Source organism: Paraglaciecola sp. (assembly GCF_051252315.1).
Lineage (GTDB): Bacteria > Pseudomonadota > Gammaproteobacteria > Enterobacterales > Alteromonadaceae > Paraglaciecola.
The window spans coordinates 1-20,286 of sequence record NZ_JBPOFP010000084.1 but is presented as its reverse complement, the minus strand read 5'-3'; the positions used below and the strand labels follow the sequence as shown (position 1 = coordinate 20,286).

Sequence of the window (20,286 nt, the reverse complement as noted above, 5' to 3'; positions counted from 1 at the left end):
AGACCTTGTCTTTGGCGGGTGAGTATTCGTTTAAAATAGTGGTATGTAACCCTCAAAATGCCGGTTGTGGTAGTTCCAAAAATTTAGTGGTGACTGCTGTGTTGCCTGCCCCAGGCGTTCCAGGCCAACCTGGCACGGTAGGAAGCGCTTATATTCCTGTTAATACAGATTACATTTTATCGTGGACAGCGGCATCAGGTTCGATCTCACGTTATGAGTTACTGGAAGATAATATTGAGGTGTATTCTGGCGAAGCCTTATCGGAATCATTGAATTACAGTAATTATGGCAAGAGGCTATACAAAGTTCGAGCTTGTAATGAATCAAATTGCGGGGATTATAGTGAGCTAAGATCGATTGTACTTTATACTGCTCCAGGCCCTGCTGCGAATTATACCGTCTCTAAATCTTCTGTTGCAGTAGGTGAAAATGTGACATTGAATTGGGAGGTTGCTGGCGGTTCGGTGCCTGGCGCAACCTACCATGTGACAACCACTTTGCCTGGCGGTGGAAGTTCTATCGAACAAACTACCGAATTGAGTATGAATAAGACCTTGTCTTTGGCGGGTGAGTATTCGTTTAAAATAGTGGTATGTAACCCTCAAAATGCCGGTTGTGGTAGTTCCGAAATTGTGTCAGTAATTTCAACTCTTCCTGAGTACTATTCGAGCATATCCCTTCAGGTCAATAATGTACCAGTGTCAGAAGTGTTTGTTGGTCAAGAGGTCAATATCAATTGGGATGGGGGAAGTGAAGGAACTTGTGTTGACATGAACCAACCTAATACTCTGTTAAATATCCAAGGTCTAAAAAGTAAACGTTTTTATATAGTCGGTGAGCAATCAGTGTTGTGGCGCTGCACATTATCAAATAATTCAGTTGTCGATTTAACTGAGAGCATCACGATTAAACGCTTGTTGTCTCCTGTTAATTTAAAAGAGCAATAAGTAGAAAATGAAGTAAATTACACATCGATTTCAAACTTTAATCTATAATTGGAACTTACTAATAAGGACACCCATGATAACTATTTAAACGGTAATTTTTTTTCTGTTATCATCACCATATAAATATTTACTATTGCGTTTTTATGAACTTAGTAAATGCTTTATCCTCCTTCTATCTCAACTCTAATTATAATACGCGTACACTCTTTGTTGGATGTACACGTGAATATGGATTTATAAATGAAAAAGGTTTTTACACTCCTGACTGTCTTTATCTCTGTTGTTAGCAATGCCGCGGGTACAATTGACTTTTTAGAAGTAGATAATGATGTTGTGTTGTTTTCTACGACAGAAGCTAAAATAGGAGTAAGACCCAACTGTGTTACCGAAGAAAATGAAGGTTTATGGTCTACCTCCTTAGCTTCTGATTCTGGCCGCGCGATGTATTCTTTGATATTAACGGCAGCTGCGAGCCAGGGGAATATGGCGTTAACTGTTGAAAGCGCTGGCGACTGTAGTGTGTCGAGTGGTTATGAGCGGGTTGAAAAATTAAACCTAGTTGTTGCTTCGCAAGCGCTAGGAGCAAACTCATCTGGTAGAGGATTTTCTATCGGTGTGTATCAAGGAGACGGTGAGACTCGTGTTGGAACTCTTATAGATATTGATGATAGTAATCAGGTATGGACTTATATTGATGATGACCCTACGCGGTCAGTCAAATCAGTGTCATATGAAATGCCACCAAGACGAACTTTCTATTATTCGGGAGAAAACTGTCAAGGTACGCGTTTTAATAACAGTTCAGGTATCCAATCTGGAGAGAGTGGAGGATTATTTATTTCGGAAGGGGAGTCGATAGGAAATCGCACTTATCGATCTCGCTGGCATTCTAGTTTAAATTCATGTGATACATATAGTTCTGAGAAAATACATTCTAATGGTACTCACCTGATTGTGCCTTATACTGATGAAGTCTGTGGCGTAGACATTTGTGTTCTAAAACAAGATGGAAATAACTAGAAATAGTTAAAGAGGAATATATGGACGCACCACTATCGTCAAGGCAATATTCGTTTTTATCTTCCATTTGAAGTTGCTTTACTTGATATTTTTATTAACACCAGCTCTTAAAGAAATAACTCCTTTAAAAAGCATAAAATAAAACTTTGAGTTGCCAGTTGAATCAAAACCTTTTATTCAGTTTATCTGCGGCGACTTTATGTCGGGCCATGATGTCTTGTAAATCGGCGTTCACTAATTCAGATTGTTTCACTGTCCACTGGCCCGCTACCATTACATAATCTGCTTGATGGGCACCACACAATACCAAGGCGGCGATAGGGTCACCGTTACCAGAAAACCTCGCTTCATTTAACCCAAACAAAGCCAAATCGGCTTTTTTACCTATAGCAATTTCACCTAACTCTGGCCGATGTAACAAACTGGCACTGCCTTGGGTGGCCATTTTAAGGGCATCGATATGGGTAAACTGTGCCGAGCCGTAATGTAATTTTTGCAACAACATAGCTTGTCGCACTTCTTGCACTAGATTCGAACCATCATTTGAAGCAGAGCCGTCTACTCCTAAACCCACTCGGGCTCCGGCAGTTTGTAAATCGAGTGTTTTACAGGTACCCGAAGCCAACAGCATATTTGAGGTTGGACAATGACAAACTCCCACACATGCATGGCCTAAGGTTTTAATTTCTTCGGGATCAAAATGAATACCGTGAGCTAACCAAGTACGCTGGTTTAACCAACCTACATCCGCTAAATATTCCACCGGTCGCATGCCAAACTGTTGTACACAAAAGTCATTCTCATCTTCGGTTTCACCTAAATGGGTATGTAATAACAAGTCTTTTTGTTTGGCTAACTTGGCTGTTTCACGCATTAAATCTGGGGTTACCGAAAATGGCGAACAAGGTGCAAGGGCAATTTGGCAAATTGATTCGGCACTGCTGTCGTGATACTGAGTGGCGAGTCTGTCACTTTCCGACAAAATGGTTTGATCACTTTGAGTCACGCTATCTGGAGGCAAACCACCAGCAGATTCGCCTAAACTCATTGAGCCACGGGTCAAAGTGACCCGGCCACCTATGGTTTTTGCTGCCTCTACTTGCACGTCTATAGCGTGTGGCATGATATGACTAAATACATAATGATGATCAGCCGCTGTGGTACAACCCGACAACATCAACTCGGCTAATGCCAACTGAGTCGAGGCATAAATAGCCTCATCGTCTAAATTTGCCCATATGGGATACAAAGATTTTAACCACGGGAATAATTCTTGATTCAAAGCACTGGGAATAGCCCGAGTTAAGGTTTGATAAAAATGATGATGACAATTGATTAACCCCGGTAAAATGACTTGTTGCGAAGCATCAAATACTTGAGCAATTTCAAGTTTAGGCGTGGCATTTTTTGCCACTAATTCAACAATAGTGTCGCCTTGTATCACCACACCATTACTGGCATCTTGTTCATTTCCCGTCCAGCAAGCTAGAGGGTGTTTTATCCATAAGGTTTTATGAGAAGCAGTGTGCATTGTTGACCTTTTTATGAGCTCTAATGAAATCTAGCTTAAGTGGCTTAATTAGCATAAGCACCAGGTTAAGTATTATGTTGAGGGGGAGTTAACCCACACCCGGTTAATATCATCTGACTTAGAAAGTTCGAGATATTGTCTATCATGTCTTGCTCGTATTCGGCGCAATTCATTATGGTTAATACTTGCTCCTCAAAATCGGCATAGTGCTGAGTAGAAGACCAAATCAAAAAGATAAGTTGCACAGGATCAACATGTTTCGCCATACGACCTTGGTCAATCCAAGTTTGGATTACTTTAGCTTTAGTACGCACCCACACACGCATTTCAGTTCGAATATATTCTTTTAAATGGGGAGCGCCCTGAATAATTTCCATGGCAAATAGTTTAGACGCCCGAGGATGACTATAAGACAAGGCCACTTTTTTACGAATAAACTCATCTAACACAATGGCCGGATCATCATCTTCGGTCACCTGATCAAAAAAGTCATTCCACAAGTGCATCAAGTTGCCTAACACGGCTATGTATAAATTAGATTTACTTTTAAAATAATAATGAACATTAGCTTTAGCGATATTCGCTTTATCGGCTATGGCCTGAATACTCGTACCTTTATAACCATATTGAACAAATACTTCTTCCGCGGCTTGAATAATATTAGTGATATTTTCGTCTCGAATTTTGCCAGCTTTATATTTCCCCGTTGGCGTTTCGTTGGGGTCAAAGTCTGATTCTAGATCTTTAATTTGTGTCATTATTATTTCCTAAATTACGCTTAACACTGCTTCTAAAGTGACTTCTTTGGTTACTTAAAATAGTCGATTACAATGACCGGCCAACAATAACCGCTCATTATTAACCGCCCACCAAAAAAACCTGACCAATTAGACAGAAATATTATAATTATTCAGTTATCATGCAGCAACTGATTAGTTCGATTGGTTACTCGATTGATTAATCGCTCGTTTTCTCGAGTGATTACTCGTACGTTTGTCCTTTGGGATTGAGCAACATATATGCCATATTAAAAGGTTAATTTATTATAACCCTATTTTTTGAATAACTGTCTTACTGGCCAATATTTTGCTTAGTTTGCTTATATCAATTTTAAAACAATCGGTTTAAAAGTAGAAATACTATACTTAAAGTGGCCACCAAGGAATAGAAGATGCAATTCACCTTAAACAACGAATCTGTCGATACTCAGGATATTGGGTCAGATGTCAGTCTCCTTGACTACTTGAGAGAAAATCAAAATTTGACTGGTACCAAAGAAGGCTGTGCCTCAGGTGACTGTGGCGCTTGTACGGTTTTAGTTGGAACCCAAACCGAAGGCCAAATGACTTACAAGGCAGTGAACAGTTGTATATATCCAGTTAAAAGTCTTTCGGATCAACATGTTGTGACCATAGATAAATTACAAGAGGTCACGCAAAGTTCGCCTAATTTAACGTCAGTTCAACAAGAAATGTTTGAGTGTCATGGCTCTCAGTGTGGCTTTTGCACCCCAGGTTTTGTGATGTCGTTAACCGCATTACAGTTAGAAAAAAGCGCTAATTCCGAGGCAACAGATGAACCAGGCAGAGAGCAAGTATTAGACGCTATCTCTGGTAATTTATGTCGCTGTACAGGTTATAGACCTATTGTGAAAGCAGGTTGCAATGCCTTAGAAAAAGATAACCAAACGTTCAAGATTGTGCAGCCCTCCTCAAAAAATGCCCAAAACAGTGCAACAAATGAGTACCAAACCGCTACGACTAACTTAGAAAATTTTTTCGCAAAGCCAGTCACTGAAAAAGACTTACAAGCATGGTTACTACTTTATCCCCAAGCACAACTTATAGCTGGAGGCACAGATTTAATGTTAGCTGTGACTCAGCAATATCAATCTATTCCCCAACTAATAGATTTAACTCACATTGAATCACTACAAAACATCAATGAAACTCAGAGCCATTTTGAGATTGGCGCTGCTGTGAGTTACCAAAAATTAGAATCATTTGCTAAACAACAGGCTCCGGTTTTGTATCAGCAACTACTACATCGCTTAGGCTCAAGGCAAATTCGAAATAGAGGTACCATAGGTGGGAATATTTGTAACGCTTCACCCATCGGTGACATGCCTCCATATTTATTAGCCTTAAACGCTGAATTAGAAATCATCAATAATCAAGGTCAAAGTAGAAGGCTCGCCATTACTGAGTTTTATCTAGACTACAAAAAAACTCAATTACAAGAAAACGAATACCTTGCCAGAATTTATATAACAAAAGAGGCGCTGGCTCAGCCAATCCAAATATTTAAAATTAGTAAGCGTTACGAAGATGATATTTCTTCAGTATTAGGCGTATTTGTTTTAACAAACAGCGGAACCATGAATATAGCCTTAGGTGGCATGGCAGCGATTCCTAAGCGAGCTTTTGAAACAGAAAGCTTGTTGGGCGAACATCCATTCAATTCTGACGCCAAGATAAATCCAAATGTAATCGAACAAGCTTGCGAGATGTTAGCCAAAGAGTTCTCCCCCATGACAGATGTGAGAGCTTCGGCAGAATACAGGATCGCAGCCACCCAAAACTTATTACGAAAGGCGAGTATCGCTTTTAGCCAGTCCGACGAACAGCTGGGGGTATATCATCATGCGTAAACTGATTAAACCGGCTCAAACTACTCCATCTGACGCATCTATGCCTTCTTTAAATGGCAGTAAAGGCGGTGTGGGTCATTCCAGCAAACATGAATCTGCAGCAAAACATATTAATGGCAGTGCCCAGTACATAGATGATATTCCGGTGTTGCCAAACCTATTATATGTAGCAACAGGTTTTTCCAGTCAGGCACACGCAGAAATAAAATCGTTAGACTTGTCAGCCGTTAAAAGCGCCCCAGGCGTGGTAGATGTTGTCACTCACTTAGACATTCCCGGGCATAACGATGTGGGTCCGGTTTATGGTGGTGATCCATTATTAGCTGAGAAAAAAGTGGAGTTTGTTGGCCAACCTATATTTGCAGTCGCCGCCACCAGCTTAAAACAAGCTAAAAAAGCAGTGAAGTTAGCTAAGGTCGAATACCAACCACTCGCCGCTCAATTAGAAATTGAACAAGCACTAGCGGCCGAATCCTTTGTGTTACCTACACATACCATGCAAATAGGTGATTCTGAGCAAGTATTAAATAGTGCCCCACATAAAGTTGCAGGGCAGATTTACGTCAAAGGCCAAGAACATTTCTATTTAGAAGGACAAATAAGCCAAGCTTGGCCTACTGAAGATGGCGGAATTCATGTCATCACTTCCACCCAACATCCGTCTGAAATTCAAAAACTCATCGGCGAGATTTTGTCTATCCCGTTGCATTTAGTGGTTTCAGAAGTGCGTAGAATGGGCGGTGCTTTTGGCGGCAAAGAAAGCCAAGCTGCAGCGTTGGCTTGTATGGCCGCGTTATTCGCCAATCGTCTGCAACGTCCAATACGGTATAAAATGCCTAGGCGAGATGACATGATCCAAACGGGCAAACGTCATGACTTTTTAAATAAATGGCAAGCAGGTTTTGATGACACGGGTTTATTACAAGGAGTGAACTTTGAGCTATCGGCTAAATGTGGTTATTCACCAGATTTATCTGAAGGCATAGTCGATAGAGCTATGTTTCATGCCGACAATGCCTACTACCTTGGTAATGCAAAAATCACTGGGCACAGGTGTAAAACCCACACGGTTTCAAATACTGCATTTCGTGGCTTTGGTGGCCCCCAAGGTATGATGGCGATTGAAGCTTTAATGGACGAAATTGCCTGTCAATTAGGTAAAGACCCATTAGATATTCGTAAAACAAATTTATATCAAGCAGACCGTACGCAAACCCATTATGGTCAAGATGTTGAACAACAGGTGTTACCGGAATTAATCGAACAACTTGAAACCAGTGCCGATTACCGGAGCAGACGAAAACAAATCCAAACATTCAACCAAAAAAATACTTATGTGAAAAAAGGTTTAGCATTAACCCCAGTTAAATTTGGTATTTCTTTTACCGTTAAACACCTAAACCAAGCCGGTGCCTTGTTACAAATTTATACCGACGGCACTATGTTGATAAACCATGGCGGAACTGAAATGGGCCAAGGTTTATACACCAAAATTCAACAAGTAGTGGCGACTGCATTTGGTGTGACAATTGACAGAGTGAATGTGTCGGCGACTCGCACCGACAAAGTACCCAATACGTCACCAACTGCAGCATCTTCAGGTACTGATTTAAACGGCATGGCCGCTCAAAATGCTTGCGACATTATCAAAACATCTTTGATTGAATTTGCCATTGAACATTATTCCAACCAAGACACCACACTGACTGCTAACGATATCAGCTTCAAAAATGACCTTGTTACTATTGGATCACAAAGCATTCCATTCGGCGAATTTATTAAACTCGCCTATATGAATCGAGTACCACTATTTGCAGCTGGGCATTATAAAACTCCTAAGATTTTTTACGACAGAGACACAGCCAAAGGCCAGCCATTTTTGTATTACGCCAACGGCGCGGCAGTCTCAGAAGTCAGTGTCGATATACTCACTGGAGAATACAAAGTCGAACAAGTGGATATATTGCATGACGTAGGTCAATCTTTGAACCCAGCGTTAGACGTGGGTCAAATTGAGGGCGGTTTTGTGCAAGGAATGGGCTGGTTAACCACAGAAGAATTAAGCTGGGATAACAAGGGTAAATTAATCTCAAATAGCCCGGCTAACTACAAAATTCCCACCGCGTTTGACGTACCAGAAAAAATGAAAGTCGATTTATATCAACAACAAAATACTGAGGTAACCATTCACTCTTCTAAAGCGGTGGGAGAGCCTCCATTGATGTTAGCGATTAGCGTTTGGGCTGCGTTACGAGATGCGTGTGCTAGCACGACTGAACATAAGTTTATCCCAAGGCTAGATACACCAGCCACACCTGAGCGGGTATTTTGGGCATTAAAAGAATGCCAAGAATTTATGGGCGGAAACAAACTTAACGGCCAGGTAAATTGATATGCGTAAACTAACTTGGACACAGGCGATTGAACATTGTGATAAATCGGCCAAAGCCTATGTGATTGCCACAGTTATTGGTGCACAAGGCTCTACACCAAGAGACACCAGCAGTAAAATGGTGATAGATAGCGAAAACAGTTACGACACCATAGGTGGTGGCCAATTGGAATATTTGATTATTCAAGAAGCACGTAAACTGATGTTAAAAAACCAAACCTGCCAAGTGTTTCGTCCGCTGCCGTTAGCGGCAGAGGCCGCCCAATGCTGCGGTGGATTTGTCACTGTGTTGCTAGAATGTTTTGCGGCTAGTCAACGTCAAATTGTACTATTTGGTGCAGGCCACGTTAGTCAGGCATTAATCCAAATATTGGCTGGTTTGCCCTGCCAAATCACATTAGTTGACAATCGATCTGAACAAATACCCACTGATTTGCCAACCAATTGCCAAAGTATTTGCCTAGAGTCACCCGAAAAGATTATTCCAGCTCTAGCTGACGATAGCTGGATTGTGGTGTTTACTCACGATCACCAATTAGACTATGCCTTGGTTAAAAGCATGTTAGACAAGCCTAGATTTAGTTATGTGGGGCTGATTGGATCTGACACTAAAGCGAAAAGATTTAAAAAACGCTTAGCTAGCGACAAGATCTCCCAAACAAGCATTGAAAGTTTGCACTGCCCTATTGGTTTACCTGAACTTAAAGGTAAATTACCAATGGAAGTGGCGCTGTCTATCGCTGGGCAACTACAAAGTTTGTTTTCTCAAGAGCAAGCCAACAGCCAAGGTGTTAATACCCCAAAAAGAAAAGGAGCAAGTTGGCGAGAGATCAAACAGGCAATCAATTTGTCTGATGCCACGCTAGCTAATGTGCAAATTGATGAATAACGGAATTAACACATGACCTTGCAAGAGTTTAACCAATTAACTGTGTCAGACAGGACCAAACAATTACATGATTGTTGTCATTGCCAGTGGTGGGCAGAAACCCTAGCAATCAAAGCGCCCTTTGACAGTTTTCAGTCTTTACTAACTCAAGGATTAGCATTATTTGAACAAGCCAATGAAGCACAAATTTTAGAGGCATTTAAAGGCCACGCTAAAATTGGTGATATTGAACTATTACGCTCTAAGTTTGCGGGTAAAGCCACAGCAGAACAGGGCCAAGTTATGCAAGCAAGTGATGAAACCATCCAAGCCTTGTGGCAATTGAACCAAGATTATGAAGATCAAAATGGTTTTATTTTTATAGTCTGTGCAACAGGAAAATCTGCTGAAGAAATGCTGAACATATTACAAAGTAGGATCAGTAATACTAGGGCTATAGAACTAAAAAACGGCGCCGCAGAACAGAACAAAATAACCGAAATTAGATTAACCCAGTTAATTGAAAACTAATTATCAAAATTAAGAGAACAAGATGAATAAATCGCCCATTACTACACATATCCTGAATTTAGAAACGGGATTACCCGCGGCCGACGTGTTAGTGAAATTATTAGACTTGGATGGTCAATTACTAAGCCAAGCCTCAACAGATGAAGACGGTAGGATCCTGTTATGGCCCGACGATTTAACGTTAACCAAGGGACATTACAAATTACATTTTGTGATTGGAGCTTGGTACCAAGCACAGGGCAAAGAATCGTTTTACCCCTATGTAGACTTAGTTTTTAAACTTGACGACTTAAGCCGACATTATCACGTGCCTTTATTGCTTAATGCTTATGGCTATTCTACTTATCGCGGTAGTTAATTAATGACCTCGAGTAAATACGTACACCAGGGAAGTTTTGCCCTACGAGCAAAAATACTACATTTTACCGGCCAGCCAGATCCGCTAAAAAAAAGCGGCTATCAGTACTTTGCTGACGGCGTATTAGTGGTTGAAAACGGCTTAATCAAACAAGTGCAATCCTCAGAATATATGGCTGAGCGTGGTTTTGATTTAACTCAGTGTGAACATTTTCCTGAACACTTGATCATGCCGGGCTTTATTGATTCACATATTCATTACCCTCAAACCAATGTTATCGCCTCTTATGGTGAACAACTCATGGATTGGTTAAATCAATATACGTTTCCAGCTGAGTTAAAATTTTCTGATAAAACTTTTGCCTTAGAAGCAGCAGAACAATTTATCCAACTGATGTTAGAAAACGGCACAACCACTGCTATGGTTTACACCACGGTTTTTGCCCAATCCACTGATGCATTTTTTGAAACTGCCGAAAAATACGGTTTACGAATGATTGCGGGTAAGGTTTTGATGGATAGAAATGCCCCCGCTGGTTTGTTAGACACGGTAGAGTCTGCACGCCAAGACAGTCAGAATTTAATAGATAAATGGCACGGCCAAGACAGGTTAAGTTATGCCTTAACGCCAAGGTTTGCGCCAACTAGTACAGCCGAACAATTATCTATGGTGGGTGAGCTTTATAAGGCCAATCCAAGTGTGTACATGCAAACCCACTTGTCAGAAAACACCCAAGAGATGGAATTAATCAAACAACTATTCCCACAAGCTAAAGATTATTTAGACGTATACGACCAAAACAACTTGTTAGGTGAAAGAAGTGTATTTGGTCATGGTATTCACCTATCTGATGATGAAGTTCAACGCCTAGCACATACCAAGTCTCAAATTGCATTTTGCCCGACTTCAAACATGTTTTTGGGCAGTGGTTTACTGGATTTAGCTCGGTTAGAAAAAGCAGGGGTCACGGTAAGTGTGGCCACAGATATAGGTGGCGGAACTAGTTTCTCTTTGTTAAAAACACTGGCTGAAGCATACAAGATATTGCAATTACAAGGTCAATCATTACATCCATTAAAAGCTTTGTACATGGCTACATTAGGCAATGCCAAAGCATTATTGTTAGATGACAAAATAGGCAATTTTGAGATAGGTAAAGAGGCCGATTTCACCTTAATCACTTTATCGCCAAGCAAAATACAAAAAAGTCGCCAGCTGCAAGCCAGTACACTCGAGGAAACTTTATTCGCGTTAATGATGTTAGGCGACGAACACAATATTGAACGAACTTATAGCATGGGGAATATGGTCTATAACCGTCTTGCCTGCGCTTCGGATGACTAGACCTTAAGGAATAAACATATGACAACATTTATCGAATGGTTAAATTTAGGGTTTAGATGGTTCCATGTGGTGGCAGCCATCGCTTGGATTGGAGCCTCTTTCTATTTTATTTGGTTGGATCTAAGTTTACGTGAACCACCAAAATGGAAAAAAGATAAAGGGGTGAAAGGTGATTTATGGGCGATTCACGGCGGGGGAATTTATGAAGTCGCAAAATATCAACTACGTCCAGAAGAAATGCCAAAAACCTTACATTGGTTCAAATGGGAAGCCTATTCTACTTGGTTAAGTGGTACCGCTTTATTAGTGGTGCTTTATTATTTACAAGCCCAATCCTATTTAGTCGGGCCAGATACCTGGATACAATCTGCTAACTTAGCCATAGCTGCTAGTGTTGGTTTCATTGTGGGTGCACAATTAATTTACGAACTATTACTGCGCACTCCATTGGTTAAAAAAGGTTTAGCATTTGCGTTGTCGTTAGTGGTACTTATCACAATAGCGAGCTGGTTGGCCCACAATTTATTTAGCGCAAGAGCCGCCTATTTGCATGTAGGTGCCATGATGGCCACTTGGATGGCCGGCAATGTGTTTTGGGGAATAATGCCAGCTCAACGAAAATTCGTAGACGCTGTCAGTAACAATCAAACACCAGACGAAAATTTAGCTTTATTTGCTAAATTACGTTCAACCCACAATAACTACCTCACTTTACCTGTCATCTTTTGCATGATCAGCAACCATTACCCATTTGTATATGGCCATGAATTTGGTTGGTTGGCTATCGTCGCCATTGGTTGTTTTTTGGCATGGGGCAGACACTACTTCAACCTCAAACATACGGGGAGCAAACAACCACTCATCGCCATCAGTAGTTTATGTGGGTTAGTCTTAGTGGCCTTAACTTTGAGTTTAACTAAACCCGAAACTAGTTTAGTCAGTGACGCCAGTGCTCCAACTTCTGCCGCTCAAAGCCAATTAGACCAAGCTAAATTGACGGTAAAAGTGGATCAACTCATTCAACAACATTGTGCCAATTGTCATAGTCAGGCGCCGACTCAACCAGGCTTTGCCGCGCCACCAGCAGGCATAATCATTGATAGTTTAGAGAGCCTAACTCAACAATCTGCTAAGGCACATGTGGCAATTCAATCAGGCTATATGCCCTTAGGTAACATGACTCAACTATCAGACTCAGACAGAGCAATATTGCTTAACTGGTTAGCTACAAATAATGCTACAGAGTAAGGAATAACCATGACAGCCTATGTAATTGTGGATGTAGAAGTACACAACCCAGAAGCCTATAAAGAATATTTAGCTAAAATCACCCCAACGGTTTATGAAAATGGCGGTACCTATTTAGTAAGAGGCGCTGACACCCAAGTGGTGACAGGTAAGTGGCAACCTAAACGTATGGTGGTAATGCAGTTTCCTTCGTTAAAAGTAGCACAATATTGGGCTACAAGTGATACCTATGCAGACATACATGCTTTAAGAAATGCCAACGCTGACGCCAATATGGTGATAGTTGAGGGCAGTGTCGACTTTAAGTAACGCGAACTCGGGAAAGTAGCGTTGGCTTTAAAAAAAACAAAAAATAAAAAAGGGATGGAACATTTGTTTCATCCCTTTTTTTTGGCTGGATCTCATGAAAATTTTTCTCCTAACAACTAATTAACATTTGCACCTTAATAGTGCTTTTTTGATACACGAACTGACGTCTACTAAACCAGAGAACATTTATCCTCCATCTAAAATTAATTCTAAATTGTTGATTTTAATTAAATTTATCTAATTAGGTTAAGAACAGCGCACAGCATTTGACTACATGGTCAACTTATTGCTTATCTACTACTCATTAAAAAAGAAGTGTGACAAGCTCAGGAACAATAATGAAAACAAATCCAGATATGTTATTTGAATTAGAAGACGTGCCAAATGTAAAACAGAGCATCACTTCTGCAATGCAACATTTACTGGCTTGTTTTGTGGGTGTGATTACCCCAACGTTAATTATTGGTGCCGCGTTAGGCTTACAGGCCGAAGTCCCCTATTTGATCAGCATGTCTTTATTTATTTCTGGGGTTTCAACCTTTGTACAAGCCAAAACATTTGGACCGGTGGGTTGTGGTTTAATTGCCGTACAAGGCACGAGTTTCGCATTTGTTAGTGCCTTGCTAGTTGCCGGATTCGCTATTAAAGCCAAGGGCGGAAGCAACGAAGAAATATTGTCTACTATGTTCGGCATTTGTTTTGTCGGGGCTTTTATCGAAATCGCAGTGAGTCAATTTATTGATAAAGTGAAACGTATCATCACCCCGCTTACAACTGGCATAGTCATCACTACGATTGGTGTCAGTTTAATCAAAGTTGGGATCACTGATTTAGCCGGAGGGTTTGGCAGTGCAAATTTTGGAGATTTACAGAACCTATGCTTAGGCTTGTTTGTACTGGTGTTAATTATTGCAATGAACATATCATCAAATGCATGGATCCGTTTATCTGCCATTACAGTAGGCATGATAGTCGGTTCTGTTTTAGCTTACGCACTCGGTATGTTGTCATTTTCGAATATGGTTGAGCTGCCTATTTTTAGCCTACCTGTGCCGTTTAAGTACGGTTTTAATTTTGACTTAGATATTTTTCTCCCCGTGGCACTTATCTATTTTTTAACCGCCTTAGAAACGTCTGGCGATATCACAGCTAATAGCCTGTTTTGTCGACTGCCCATAAAAGGCAAAGAATATTTCAAACGAATTAAAGGCGGCATTTTAGCTGACGGATTAAACTCAGCAATGGCCGCTGTATTTAATACTTTTCCAAACACAACATTTGGTCAAAACAATGCTGTTATTCAAATGACAGGGGTTGCTAGCCGGCACGTGGGGTTTTATATCGCTGGTATATTAGTATTACTCGGACTATTCCCTGTAATTGGTGGTGTATTACAAGCCATTCCAAAACCTGTTTTAGGCGGCGCTACTTTAGTCATGTTTGCCACAATTGCTGTCGCGGGCATTAAGATTTTGGGCAGTGAACCTATCGATAGACGCAAGTCGCTGATCATAGCCACCTCTTTTGGCGCAGGTTTAGGTGTATTGATGGTGCCAGATGCCGTGCAAGGCCTGCCGGTGGTCATTAAAAATATTTTATCTTCGGCCGTCACCACGGCCGGTTTTACAGCCATTATCATGAGTTTATTGATTCCAGATCCAGAACAAAGCAACGCCTTAGACAATGCGTAACATAAGTGGATTTAGCCCATGCTTTAAGTCTGGGCTAAGATTTGTTCCTCGTATTGCTAGGGCCTGTTGACCTTACACGCAAAGCTCCTAACTCCACACTTCCAATTCCCCTTTAAATAACGATCATCCAACAAGCCTTTCATGCTGCCCATTTTTAGGGTAACTGCACACTTTTTGGGCGTAAAACACTGCAATCACAGATATTTTAAATCTATCAATTTGGCTGCAAAGCCCGTTTCTAACCAATTGGTCAGAAAAACAAGTTTTTGGCATAAGTGTTGCAATTTTGCCATTAGCTGAATGACCTCATGCCTAAGCACGAATCAATAAAATTTAGCAAAACAACACACAAACACATACTAAATACCTCTGGGTATAGACCGATACGGAGACATAAATTGAACACTTTCAAACAAAACAAACTGGCTTTGGCTGTTGCGGCCATTACCACAGTATCGATTACCCTAACCCCTCATGCACACGCACAAGAGCAAGAGCAGATGGAAACCATATCTGTGGTCGGTGTACGAGACGTTAATACCATAATGCCACCAGACTCGAGTAGCGCATTTGGATTCGATAAATCATTAGTCGAAACGCCCAGAGCGGTTACGGAAGTGAGCTCTGACTTAATCGAAGCCTACGGCTTAAGAAGTGTAGATGACCTAGTGAGAATGACCCCAGGAGCCATGACAAGTTCATTCTTTGGCATTCAAGGGTCAATGGATATTCGTGGTGAATCTGCTGATAACTATTTTCGTGGATTTCGTCGCATCGCCAACCCAGGGGCATTTAAAACCAATATTCGCGGCGCGAAACAATTAGAAGTCATGCGTGGACCTGTCAGCCCGCTATACGGCACAGGTAGTGTCGGTGGTCAGTTAAACTATTCGCCTAAATCGGCTAAGTCTGACACCACAAAATACATCGATTCCATGACAGGTAAAGTGGATTTAACCTTAGGCAGTTATTCACAAAAAATTATCGCCGCTGAAGTAGGCACACCTTTCACTTTAGGTGGCAAACAAGGTGGAATTTATGTTTTTGCCGAAGTAGAAGATTCAGGATCTTTCTATCATGACTACGAACCAACCAACGAGATGTTGCAGGTAGCAATCGATTTAGACCTCACTGAAGATACTGTGATGGAATTAGGTTTTCAGGCGCAAACCTCTGACAGTATTCAAGTACCAGGCTGGAACCGCGTTACCCAAGACCTAATAGACCATGGTACTTACATCACAGGTGCAGGGCCCATTAGAAACTCTGACAATCCAATAGGTGCAGATAGGTTGTTGCCTCAAGAGTCAGGATTTGTCACACCATTTGCGCCATTTTTTATTAACTCGTCTTTTTCTGGGGTAGGCTCATTTTGTAGTCCAGGCACTGAAGAATCGAGTAACTTTGTTTATGACGGAAATTTACTTTCTTGTCCTGGTGCCCCTGGTTTTATTAATGGTTATGCGTTAACTGATCCCGGTACGGCGCAAATCGATCATAAAACCACCTTTATCGACGACATTGACTTTGCTGATTCAACAGCCGTCACCGCGTATTTAGATTTCACCACCTATCTAGATGGCGATATGACTTGGAAGAACCAATTTTATTATGACTATATGGATCATACTAAATTTCAAAGTTGGGGATTTACCGCAGATTACCCAGGTGCCACGGCGGCTGAATTTCGCTCAAGTTTGATGTTTGAAACCCAAGGTGACGGTTACACGATTCAACATATAACCGGTGCCAGTATTCGAAATGAAGATCTTGATTTAAACCATGCATTTTTTGACGAAACCTTTGACTTCAGAGACATCACAGTAGGGCCAACAGCTAACGATAGAATCGACTGGGCAGTGGATGATCCATACGAAGATGCAACCATTTTGTATGATGAAAATGGTAATCCAACTGGCATAGAGGGCACAGTTCGTCGAAACTATAACGAAGAACAAGTTTCTAACGTGACTAACATAGGTGCCTTTTATTTAGCAGATATTGCCCTAAACCAATGGTCAATTTTGCTCGGCGCACGTTATGACTACTATGACGTAGAAGCAGAAGACCAAGCTGTATCTTTGTTAGGTATTCCATTTGGCGATGGACAAGTTCATACCGATACTGAAACCGCTTTAAGTTACAACATCAGTGTCTCTTACAAAACAGACTCTGGCTTTATACCCTATGCGACATACGCTAAATCCAACTCACTGACCACCAACCAGCTGGGCGGGATCATCGCCAGCAGTGTGGATAACGGCGAGTATTTAGCCGATTCAGAGTTAACAGAATTAGGCCTAAAATACACCAATGACGATGACTCTGTGTATGCCGCGTTATCAATTTACGATCAAGAAAAAACCGACCGAATAGGCCAAACCCAAGCACTTGTAGCGGTATCCAGTTCGGGCATTGAGTTTGAAACCAGAGCTTTGTTAAACGAATACTTCTCCATCACGGCAACGGCTACTCATATCGAAACAACGGAAGTGAGTGACAACGCATTAGCCATCATTAATGGTGCTGATTTTGCGATACAGAATGGTTTAGAACCATACCAAGTGTATGGCGGCAGAATTGGCGGTAACCGTTCAACCTTTATCGGTACCGGAGTTGAGTTAGACCGAGGTGGTTTACCCGACAACTCTATGAGCCTTTATCTAAACTACACTCATCCGTTAGGAGAAGGGCGCTTAACCAGCAGTACAGGTTTTGGTTGGGCTGACGAAACATACACAGACGTACTAGAAACAATTTTGTTACCCAGTTATATGGTGTGGACAGCGTCTGTTGGTTATGTGGCTGACAATTACGAAATACTATTTTCAGTGAATAACCTGTTTGATGAAGAATATTACACCTCTGCTGATTTATTTGACTCAGTGGTAGTAAAACCTTCTGAAGGCAGAACAGGCTCAGTGATGTTAAGTTATAAATTCTAAGTCCTAAGTTCTAAGTTCTAACCAGATAGTTAAACATAGAGTTTAAGACATAACTGTAAACATAGTTAAAACGTGAAACGGAGCCAGTTGGCTCCGTTTTTTATTTGAGGGCTGAATATCGTCTAAACCAAAAATCGACTTATATTTCGATTTAATTCGATTCAATTCACTAAACTTTAATTTAGTTCACATTGACATCTGCATCCGATATACATTTAATGCATTAAAATAATTCAAAGGACGTTTATTATGAAAAAGTTACTTATTGCACTGGTTGTTGTTTTAGGAGTTGTTGGGGGGGTTGTTTATCTAGGGCTATCAGGGCTCGATGGATTTATTCGTGAACAAATAGAAACCCAAGGCAGTCAAGCAACCCAAACAAATGTCTCGGTAAGCCAAGTAGAAACTAAACTGGCCGACGCAAAAGTCAGCATCAAAGGGCTTACCGTTACCAACCCACAAGGGTTTTCCAGTGAGAATGCGTTTAGCCTAGATAACATCAGACTAGATTTAGGCACGTCTACTCAAGAGCCTTATGTGATTGAAGAGTTATTAATAGATAGTCCAAGCGTTTTATACGAAGTAGACAAAGAGGGCAAAGCCAACTTAATTGTCATTCAGAAAAACGTACAGTCATCACTGCCTCAATCCCAAGAACAACCTCAAGAACAAGAGGAAAATGGTGATAAAACGGCGCCGCTAATGAGTGTGAAGAAAGTAACCATCAAAGATGTCAAACTTAGACTCAATATAGAGGCAATGGATCTAGGCGATCTGCCGTTAGAAAAACGTCAATTTGAGTTAACCCTACCCACTTTTTATGCAGACGCGATTGGTGTACCCAATGGCATTCCAGCAGATCAACTAGGCGCAGCGGTTATTGATGCAATGTTAGATAACCTGATTAAAGAAGCCAAAAATAAAGTGAAAAATCTTTTCAAAGATGAAGCCAAAGCCAAGGCGAAAGAAAAGTTAGACAAAGAAAAAGATAAGCTGAAAGACAAAGCCAAAGAAAAATTAAAAGGTTTGTTTGGTAATTAACCTGAGCTCGGGTTAATTAAACATGGCATTGTCACCTATGTGCTGCGCACAATTTATTCGCACAGCACATAAAAACATTCACTTCGTTCATCGCAATCCATTGCGTTTTTGATGCGGCATCCCTGCCACACCAGTTACTCTTTTTCAACAGCAAAAAAGAGTAACCAGAAAAGCCGCGCTCCAATCAATTTTCTAATCAAATTTAAAATAGCCTTATTTGCCAGAGTGGCGAAAGGTAACATCCATGCAAAGCAGTTCGCCTTACCCAGACATCCATGTCTGGGCATCTGGCAAGTCTATTCAAAATTTGGAAAATTGTATTCGCTAGAGAAAAGCATGTGCTTCGCACACTTTTCCACTAGTACCTTTTGCCTAACTGAAAGAAAGCAGTTATAAAAGAAACACCTAGGGGCCGTGTAAAAATACGACCGAAATAATAAACGGCGTTAAATCGTATAATAAGTTGTATAAGGAATGTCCAATGAAAATACTTACCAATATCTGCTCGGATAACTTAAATGAAAGTACACGGTTTTATGTTGAACTTCTTGGTTTTAAGATTAAATATGATAGTGATTGGTATGTGCAACTTTGCTCGCCAGAAGACTCTGAAATAGAGTATGGCATTATTCAAAGAGATCATGAGCTAGTGCCTAAATCATACCAACAATTACCCAATGGAATGTATGTCACCTTCGTGGTGACTGATGTGGACAAAATTTATGAAAAAGCAGTACAACAAGGCTTACCTATTATTCAAGAACCTAAAAATGAATTTTATGGGCAACGTAGATTTCTTACCAAAGATCCAAGCGGTTGTTTAATTGATATATCTTCCCCATTTTAATAACTAAAAGAAAAAATTATAAAAGAAACACATGAAATTTTTTACATTATTTTTTATTACATTTATGTCTTCAAACACCTTGGCTGAAGTGATTTTCAAAGGATGTGAGTCTTTAGCTTGCAAGCAATTGTTGTCCGAATTGGAAGGTGGAATCCCTATCTATTCAGGGGATATCAATACAGGTAGTAAATTAGATTTAGATGTTTCTGCTATATCGAAAATACTGCAATCAGGTACTAGTTTTCAATTGTGCGTGGGCACTACAACTATTTATAAAATTAATTATGCGTGCATTGAAAACAACCCATGCCGATTTATATCAGATGGCAGTATAAGTAAATCTAGGACTCAATTTGAAGCGTGCTTATGAGTAAGAAACTATGACTTCAATAGTTAATTTTACACTCCCATGCTTACCATCCACAAAACAAATTCTTAGTCGGAAAAGCCGATGCTTTTGATTTATCCCGACTACAAATTTCCCGACAAATTAATGGCTTGTCAGATGGCCAGATATGGACATCTGGACAAGGCAATCTTTTATAGCTGGGAGCTGCTTATTGC

At 40.7% G+C, this 20,286-nt stretch carries 17 protein-coding genes; 15 read left to right on the top strand and 2 right to left on the bottom strand.

From position 1 onward, the window contains the following. On the top strand, positions 1 to 947 hold a 947-nt coding region (locus ACSHXM_RS15390), incomplete at its 5' end, for a hypothetical protein (protein WP_435690013.1). 240 nt (positions 948 to 1,187) lie between these two features. After that, a complete protein-coding gene (locus ACSHXM_RS15385) occupies positions 1,188 to 1,967 on the top strand; it encodes a hypothetical protein (protein WP_435690011.1) in 780 nt (259 codons plus the stop codon). Positions 1,968 to 2,130: 163 nt separating this feature from the next. Here ACSHXM_RS15385 and ACSHXM_RS15380 read toward each other — a convergent pair whose 3' ends face one another. Further along, on the bottom strand, positions 2,131 to 3,498 hold the full coding sequence (locus ACSHXM_RS15380; protein ID WP_435690009.1) for an 8-oxoguanine deaminase: 1,368 nt from the start codon (positions 3,496 to 3,498) through the stop codon (positions 2,131 to 2,133). Between the two features lie 65 nt (positions 3,499 to 3,563). After that, positions 3,564 to 4,256: a TetR/AcrR family transcriptional regulator gene (locus ACSHXM_RS15375; RefSeq protein ID WP_435690007.1), complete on the bottom strand. Its 693-nt coding sequence runs from the start codon at positions 4,254 to 4,256 to the stop codon at positions 3,564 to 3,566. A 413-nt stretch (positions 4,257 to 4,669) separates the two neighbouring features. On the opposite strand from ACSHXM_RS15375, the gene xdhA reads away from it, so the two are divergent. From xdhA to ACSHXM_RS15310, 13 genes are all read left to right on the top strand, one after another. Then, the gene (gene xdhA / locus ACSHXM_RS15370) at positions 4,670 to 6,148 is read left to right on the top strand and encodes a xanthine dehydrogenase small subunit (RefSeq protein ID WP_435690005.1); all 1,479 of its coding nucleotides are present in this window, start codon (positions 4,670 to 4,672) and stop codon (positions 6,146 to 6,148) included. Then, positions 6,141 to 8,540 (top strand): xanthine dehydrogenase molybdopterin binding subunit, encoded by a 2,400-nt coding sequence (gene xdhB / locus ACSHXM_RS15365; protein WP_435690003.1) that lies wholly within the window; start codon positions 6,141 to 6,143, stop codon positions 8,538 to 8,540. The genes xdhA and xdhB overlap by 8 nt, the downstream gene beginning before the upstream one ends. Position 8,541: 1 nt before the next feature. Then, positions 8,542 to 9,429, top strand: coding sequence for a xanthine dehydrogenase accessory protein XdhC (xdhC, locus tag ACSHXM_RS15360; RefSeq protein ID WP_435690001.1), 888 nt, complete (start codon positions 8,542 to 8,544; stop codon positions 9,427 to 9,429). Positions 9,430 to 9,441: 12 nt separating this feature from the next. Beyond that, entirely contained in the window at positions 9,442 to 9,939 is a 498-nt protein-coding gene (gene uraD, locus ACSHXM_RS15355; RefSeq protein ID WP_435689999.1) for a 2-oxo-4-hydroxy-4-carboxy-5-ureidoimidazoline decarboxylase, read from the top strand. 22 nt (positions 9,940 to 9,961) lie between these two features. Further along, positions 9,962 to 10,297, top strand: a complete 336-nt coding sequence (uraH, locus tag ACSHXM_RS15350) for a hydroxyisourate hydrolase (protein ID WP_435689997.1) — start codon at positions 9,962 to 9,964, stop codon at positions 10,295 to 10,297. A 3-nt stretch (positions 10,298 to 10,300) separates the two neighbouring features. After that, entirely contained in the window at positions 10,301 to 11,641 is a 1,341-nt protein-coding gene (gene guaD / locus ACSHXM_RS15345) for a guanine deaminase (RefSeq protein WP_435689995.1), read from the top strand. An 18-nt stretch (positions 11,642 to 11,659) separates the two neighbouring features. Further along, a complete protein-coding gene (locus ACSHXM_RS15340) occupies positions 11,660 to 12,889 on the top strand; it encodes a urate hydroxylase PuuD (protein ID WP_435689990.1) in 1,230 nt (409 codons plus the stop codon). A gap of 9 nt (positions 12,890 to 12,898) precedes the next feature. Then, on the top strand, positions 12,899 to 13,198 hold the full coding sequence (locus tag ACSHXM_RS15335; protein WP_435689988.1) for a DUF1330 domain-containing protein: 300 nt from the start codon (positions 12,899 to 12,901) through the stop codon (positions 13,196 to 13,198). A 338-nt stretch (positions 13,199 to 13,536) separates the two neighbouring features. Further along, entirely contained in the window at positions 13,537 to 14,889 is a 1,353-nt protein-coding gene (locus ACSHXM_RS15330; RefSeq protein WP_435689986.1) for a nucleobase:cation symporter-2 family protein, read from the top strand. A gap of 398 nt (positions 14,890 to 15,287) precedes the next feature. Then, entirely contained in the window at positions 15,288 to 17,834 is a 2,547-nt protein-coding gene (locus tag ACSHXM_RS15325; RefSeq protein ID WP_435689984.1) for a TonB-dependent siderophore receptor, read from the top strand. A 249-nt stretch (positions 17,835 to 18,083) separates the two neighbouring features. Next, positions 18,084 to 18,875 carry a hypothetical protein gene (locus ACSHXM_RS15320; protein WP_435689981.1) on the top strand — a complete coding sequence of 264 codons (792 nt, stop codon included), beginning with the start codon at positions 18,084 to 18,086 and terminating at the stop codon, positions 18,873 to 18,875. Between the two features lie 481 nt (positions 18,876 to 19,356). After that, a complete protein-coding gene (locus ACSHXM_RS15315) occupies positions 19,357 to 19,722 on the top strand; it encodes a VOC family protein (protein WP_435689979.1) in 366 nt (121 codons plus the stop codon). A 31-nt stretch (positions 19,723 to 19,753) separates the two neighbouring features. After that, on the top strand, positions 19,754 to 20,092 hold the full coding sequence (locus tag ACSHXM_RS15310) for a hypothetical protein (RefSeq protein ID WP_435689977.1): 339 nt from the start codon (positions 19,754 to 19,756) through the stop codon (positions 20,090 to 20,092). Positions 20,093 to 20,286: the final 194 nt, after the last annotated feature.

Bases quoted from the DNA above. Each gene is read 5' to 3' on its own strand.
- ACSHXM_RS15385 (WP_435690011.1), top strand. From the start codon at position 1,188: ATGAAAAAGGTTTTTACACTCCTGACTGTCTTTATCTCTGTTGTTAGC.
- ACSHXM_RS15380 (WP_435690009.1), bottom strand. From the start codon at position 3,498: ATGCACACTGCTTCTCATAAAACCTTATGGATAAAACACCCTCTAGCT.
- ACSHXM_RS15375 (WP_435690007.1), bottom strand. From the start codon at position 4,256: ATGACACAAATTAAAGATCTAGAATCAGACTTTGACCCCAACGAAACG.
- xdhA (WP_435690005.1), top strand. From the start codon at position 4,670: ATGCAATTCACCTTAAACAACGAATCTGTCGATACTCAGGATATTGGG.
- xdhB (WP_435690003.1), top strand. From the start codon at position 6,141: ATGCGTAAACTGATTAAACCGGCTCAAACTACTCCATCTGACGCATCT.
- xdhC (WP_435690001.1), top strand. From the start codon at position 8,542: ATGCGTAAACTAACTTGGACACAGGCGATTGAACATTGTGATAAATCG.
- uraD (WP_435689999.1), top strand. From the start codon at position 9,442: ATGACCTTGCAAGAGTTTAACCAATTAACTGTGTCAGACAGGACCAAA.
- uraH (WP_435689997.1), top strand. From the start codon at position 9,962: ATGAATAAATCGCCCATTACTACACATATCCTGAATTTAGAAACGGGA.
- guaD (WP_435689995.1), top strand. From the start codon at position 10,301: ATGACCTCGAGTAAATACGTACACCAGGGAAGTTTTGCCCTACGAGCA.
- ACSHXM_RS15340 (WP_435689990.1), top strand. From the start codon at position 11,660: ATGACAACATTTATCGAATGGTTAAATTTAGGGTTTAGATGGTTCCAT.
- ACSHXM_RS15335 (WP_435689988.1), top strand. From the start codon at position 12,899: ATGACAGCCTATGTAATTGTGGATGTAGAAGTACACAACCCAGAAGCC.
- ACSHXM_RS15330 (WP_435689986.1), top strand. From the start codon at position 13,537: ATGAAAACAAATCCAGATATGTTATTTGAATTAGAAGACGTGCCAAAT.
- ACSHXM_RS15320 (WP_435689981.1), top strand. From the start codon at position 18,084: ATGAAAAAGTTACTTATTGCACTGGTTGTTGTTTTAGGAGTTGTTGGG.
- ACSHXM_RS15315 (WP_435689979.1), top strand. From the start codon at position 19,357: ATGAAAATACTTACCAATATCTGCTCGGATAACTTAAATGAAAGTACA.
- ACSHXM_RS15310 (WP_435689977.1), top strand. From the start codon at position 19,754: ATGAAATTTTTTACATTATTTTTTATTACATTTATGTCTTCAAACACC.